This window comes from Microvirga tunisiensis, assembly GCF_009296175.1.
GTDB lineage: Bacteria > Pseudomonadota > Alphaproteobacteria > Rhizobiales > Beijerinckiaceae > Microvirga > Microvirga tunisiensis.
This window is the reverse complement of sequence record NZ_VOSK01000427.1, coordinates 1-4,616: the sequence shown is the minus strand read 5'-3', so window position 1 is coordinate 4,616 and position 4,616 is coordinate 1. Positions and strand designations below refer to the sequence as shown.

The window sequence follows — 4,616 nt, the reverse complement described above, 5'->3', positions numbered from 1 at the left end:
ATGCGTTTGCCCGGCAAATGCGGCTCCATCCGATCCCACTGGTGATCTTTCAACATCAGACGAACTCCGCTCACCCAAGCCTCCGCGCCCAAAAGGAGCTTGAATCAGATTTGCGAGTCCGTCGAAAGCCTGAATGTCAACGCGCTCTAGGCTCCAAAAGGAGAAACTGGCCTCCGGGAAATCCGAACGATGATGAAACTCGACGGCATCGCGACCTTCGTCGCCGTTGCGGAAGCCGGCTCGATCAGCGAGGCCGCGCGCCGGCTGAGACTGTCGAAGTCCGTGGTCAGCGACCGATTGGTCGAACTCGAGCGCAGCCTTGGCGTACGGCTCGTGCATCGGAGCACGCGCAGGCTGAGCCTGACGGAGGATGGGATCACCTTCCGCGAGAGAGCGTCCCGCATTGCCCATGAGGTCGAGGAAGCGATGGCGGAAATGGCCCAGCGCAGCGGCACTCTGGTCGGACCGTTGCGCATCTCCGCGCCCGTCACGTTCGGCCGACTGCATCTCGGGCCGGCGGTTTATCCATTTCTCGCCAAGCATCCCGACATCGAGTTGACGCTCGATCTCGACGACCCGCGGGTGGATGTGTCCGCAGAGGGTTATGATGCCGTGGTGCGGCACGATCCGCTCATGGATTCACGGCTGGTAGCCTGGCGGCTTGCACCAAGTCGGCGGGTTCTCGTCGCTTCGCCGGATTACCTGGCGCGGCATGGCACGCCTGGCACGGCAGGTGACCTCGAGGGCCATCGCGGAATCTTCTATACCAACCGGGGCCTCGATGACTGGCGGTTTCCGGGCCCAGCCGGAGCAGTGAATGTACGCGGTCGGGCGGCCTTGCGCGTGAACAACGGCGACATGATGCGGGACGCCGCGCTGTCCGGGATCGGCATTGCCCTGCTGCCGACCTTCATTGTCGGTTCCGACATCGCGAGCGGCCGTCTTCGAGTCATTGATGTGGGAGTCCAGCCCGCGCCTGAGTTCATCTATGTTGCCCATCTGGAGGGACGACGGCCTTCGGCCAAGTTGAGAGCTTTTGCCGATTGCTTACGAGAGGCCTTCGGAGAACCGCCCTATTGGGAGCCTTGAACAGGCCTCCCTTCGCAGGCCCGACACTGCCGTCACACGTGGGCCGGGCGTTTGGCAGCGCTTCGATGCATCGGCGGGTCCGCCTCGTGCCAACCCGGGGCACTCTTCGGTCAAGTCACTCTTCGGTTAAGTCACTCTTCGGTTACGTTGACGATGCCCAAGGACAAGCGGCGGCTGCAAGGGTCTCGGCTAGGATGGGTGTGTTTCCTGGCCGATATGGTAAAACTGGACCTTGGCCACGATACTGGCTGAGGGCTCGTCGGCTGATGATCCACTTCATCCTGTCCCTGCGCTGGATCACCCTCGTCGCTGCTCTTGGGGCGGCGCTCGGTGCCATGCTGATGTTTTTCGAGGGCTGCCTGAAATTGGCCTATGCCCTGGAGATGGTGCTTCAGCCGGGCGCCGACACCGGAACATCGGTCATCGCCACAGTGATGCAGGCCACGGATGCGTTCCTGTTCGGCCTCGTCCTGATCGTGTTCGCCTATGCGATCACCTTCGGCTTTGCCTTTCGGCTCCCCGCCGGCCTGCGTACCAAGGCGCCGCTGTGGATGCGGGTTGAGGGGCTCGGGGAAATCAAGATCACCCTGATCCAGGTGGTGCTGGTCTACCTGGTGGTGGATTTCGTCACCGACGTGGTGGAGATCGAGACGCGCATCACCTGGGAGATGCTCGTGAAACCGGCTGCCATCGTGTTGATCGCGGGAGCCCTTCGTCTGCTTGGCTCCGCACTCCCGGATGACCAGCCGGGTCGTTCCGAGCAGCCTGGGCGAGCATCCGAGACGGCCCAACGACATGCCGAGAACTGATCTCAGACCCGACCACGAACGTTCGCGCTCACCGTGCCGCCCGATCTCAGGATCGTCCGGAGCGTGTCGAGAGCGGACAATGGCCAGGGAGGCTCGAAGCCGCTCGGATAACTTCGGCCCCGTGCCGGAAGCAGTCGCTCAACACACTGGAGGGAGAGGCCTTTCACAGCGTGAGCACAGAGGTCCGATCCTCATGGTGCCGTCACCACGATGGCTGAGCAGGGAGTGCGTTCATCGCACCTGTAGCTGTGCGGCGCAGCGGAGTCGAAATAGATCGCGTCGCCCTCATCGAGGACAAAGTCGCTCCCGGCGATGCTGAGCGTGAGCCGTCCCTTGAGCACGTAGACCAGTTCCGCGCCATTGTGCTGGTGCGACTTCGATTCCTTCGACCGGGCCGGAAATTCCGCAAAGAAGGCCTGCAGCTTGCGGTCGGTGACGGGGAAATCGAGACTTTCGAAAAAGTAGGACGCCACATCCTCGCCAGGCCGGTCCGGCAAGCGCAATCGCTCGGACTTGCGCACCACGGCGACCTTGGGTCGGTCCGGAGGCTCGGCGAAGAAATGGTCGAGCCCGACGCCGAACACCAGAGCAATGCGCAGCAGCGTCGGCAGCGTCGGGATGAGTTGCCCGCGCTCGATCTTGGAGAGCATGGCCGGCGAGAGGCCCGTGTGTTCCCCGAGTTGCACAAGGCCGAGCTTCTTGCCCTGGCGCAGCGCTCGAATCTTGGCGCCTATCGCGTATTGCCCCAGCCCGGCCGTCAGCGTCTCCGAGAGCATTTTGCGCCTCCATTTTCTCCTGGATCAATTCAGGATCAGGTATTTTACTGTAGAGATAAATTATGTTCATGTCACGATAAAGTGAGCATCGTGAAAAACATTTTTCATCATAAGAGATAACCAGAGGCCATGTGATGGTTCTCCACGGCCGCCGAGGGGCGACCGATCCCCGTCCAAGGAGCATGAACGATGAAATTCGAGATCAAGAATTTGACGATCGCAACGATTGCGGCCCTGGGCATCGTGGCAGGCGGCGCAGGTGCCCGCGCGGCCGACCAGGATATCGTCGAAACGGCCGTTGCGGCCGGCCAGTTCAAGACCCTTGCGGCCGCATTGAACGAGGCCGGTCTCGTCTCCACCCTCAAGGGCTCGGGGCCCTTCACGGTCTTTGCCCCCACGGATGCGGCCTTCGCCAAGCTGCCCGCTGGAACGGTGGAGAACCTGCTGAAGCCGGAAAATAAGGACAAGCTTACGGCGATCCTGACCTATCACGTCGTCCCGGGACGGGTGATGGCCGCCGACGTCGCCAAGCTTCAGACCGCAAAGACGGTGAACGGAAAGATGCTGAACGTCAGCACGAAAGGCTCGGGCGTCACGGTCAACGACGCCAATGTCACGCGGACCGATATCGCGGCCTCGAATGGAGTCATCCATGTCGTCGATACCGTGATCCTTCCGCCGAACAACTGATCCTGCGGCTTGGAGCGCCGGTCGGGTGCTCCAAGCCTCTCTTCTGGCATTGCTGTGCCGTGATGGCCTGGTTCGGTACGGCTGTCAGGATGCAAACCATTGAACCACAAGTTCAGGCCGTAAGGATCAGATGATCGAGATGCGTCCAGGCGGCTCAAGCTCTTTGCTCTTGAACAGTCTCGAACGACCTGCTCGGGCGCTCGTGATCGGCGCATCAGGCGGAATCGGGGCCGCCGTCACAGACCTTCTTGCGTCCGAAGGATTCGAAACCGTTCACGCACTCTCCCGCTCGGGGTGCGATCGGAGATTGGCGGGTGTACGGGCGGGGCGGATCGACATCGAGAGCGAGGCGAGCATTGCCGCCGCAGCCGCGCCGCTTGTCGAGGGCGCTCCCCTGCGCTTCATCCTGGTGGCGACAGGCCTCCTCCACGACACCACTCTCCAGCCCGAGAAGACCTATCGCACCCTTGATCCGGAGCATCTCGCCCGGAGCTTCCGGATCAATGCGATTGGTCCGGCGCTCGTGGCCAAGCATGTGCTTCCCCTTGTGCCGAAAGCGGGCAAGAGCATCTTCGCGGTCCTGTCTGCGCGCGTCGGCAGCATTGAGGACAACGGCCTCGGGGGCTGGTACGGCTACCGGGCGTCGAAGGCAGCCCTGAACCAATTCGTGCGAACCCTTGCGATCGAGCTCGGTCGCCAGAAACCCGAAGCCGTATGTGTCGCCCTTCACCCTGGAACGGTCGATACGGCTCTGAGCCAGCCCTTTCAGGCTCGCGGCAAGAAGGTTTTTCCGCCGACGTCTTCCGCCGAGCGGTTGCTGGCTGTGACGGATGCCCTGACGGCGGCGCACTCTGGTCAATTCTTTGCCTGGGATGGCCAGAGAATACCCTTCTGACAGAGACCATGAAGTCCTTTTTGCACGACCTCCAAGGCCGCCTTCGGGTCGAAAGCGGACAATGGCCAGGGAGGCTCGAAGCCGCTCGGACAACGTCCCATTCGCACCAGAGAACGAACCCGCTCGCGCGGGAGGACACTGCGGCTGGGGCGGCGCCATGACTTGGGGGCGGTAACCCGCTGAAGGGCACACGATGACAGGACTGGGTCCTGTCTTGAGGATCGAGGGGCTTGGTCCCTCCACCTCACGACAGGAGCCCTCGATGACCGAGACAGCCATCAGCCCGCTGCGCCAGCGCATGATCGACGACATGACGGTGCGCCATTTCGTCGAGAAGACCCGCACCGATTACATCCG

5 protein-coding genes are annotated in these 4,616 nt (G+C 62.2%); 4 read left to right on the top strand and 1 reads right to left on the bottom strand.

What is annotated here, in order from left to right:
* The first annotated feature begins 189 nt into the window (after positions 1-189).
* Both FS320_RS38480 and FS320_RS38475 read left to right on the top strand, forming a co-directional pair.
* Positions 190-1,089 carry a LysR family transcriptional regulator gene (locus FS320_RS38480; protein WP_152717571.1) on the top strand — a complete coding sequence of 300 codons (900 nt, stop codon included), beginning with the start codon at positions 190-192 and terminating at the stop codon, positions 1,087-1,089.
* A 266-nt stretch (positions 1,090-1,355) separates the two neighbouring features.
* The gene (locus FS320_RS38475; RefSeq protein ID WP_162003519.1) at positions 1,356-1,898 is read left to right on the top strand and encodes a YqhA family protein; all 543 of its coding nucleotides are present in this window, start codon (positions 1,356-1,358) and stop codon (positions 1,896-1,898) included.
* A 191-nt stretch (positions 1,899-2,089) separates the two neighbouring features.
* On the opposite strand, the gene FS320_RS38470 is transcribed toward FS320_RS38475, so the two are convergent.
* Entirely contained in the window at positions 2,090-2,674 is a 585-nt protein-coding gene (locus FS320_RS38470) for a helix-turn-helix domain-containing protein (RefSeq protein ID WP_152717567.1), read from the bottom strand.
* Between the two features lie 189 nt (positions 2,675-2,863).
* Between FS320_RS38470 and FS320_RS38465 the strand changes: the two genes are divergently transcribed.
* Positions 2,864-3,364 (top strand): fasciclin domain-containing protein, encoded by a 501-nt coding sequence (locus FS320_RS38465; RefSeq protein WP_152717565.1) that lies wholly within the window; start codon positions 2,864-2,866, stop codon positions 3,362-3,364.
* 130 nt (positions 3,365-3,494) lie between these two features.
* Positions 3,495-4,259: an SDR family NAD(P)-dependent oxidoreductase gene (locus tag FS320_RS38460; protein ID WP_338105654.1), complete on the top strand. Its 765-nt coding sequence runs from the start codon at positions 3,495-3,497 to the stop codon at positions 4,257-4,259.
* Positions 4,260-4,616 lie beyond the last annotated feature (357 nt).

Coding starts and splice junctions, on each gene's coding strand:
- FS320_RS38480 (WP_152717571.1), top strand. CDS start 190: ATGATGAAACTCGACGGCATCGCGACCTTCGTCGCCGTTGCGGAAGCC.
- FS320_RS38460 (WP_338105654.1), top strand. CDS start 3,495: ATGATCGAGATGCGTCCAGGCGGCTCAAGCTCTTTGCTCTTGAACAGT.
- FS320_RS38475 (WP_162003519.1), top strand. CDS start 1,356: ATGATCCACTTCATCCTGTCCCTGCGCTGGATCACCCTCGTCGCTGCT.
- FS320_RS38465 (WP_152717565.1), top strand. CDS start 2,864: ATGAAATTCGAGATCAAGAATTTGACGATCGCAACGATTGCGGCCCTG.
- FS320_RS38470 (WP_152717567.1), bottom strand. CDS start 2,674: ATGCTCTCGGAGACGCTGACGGCCGGGCTGGGGCAATACGCGATAGGC.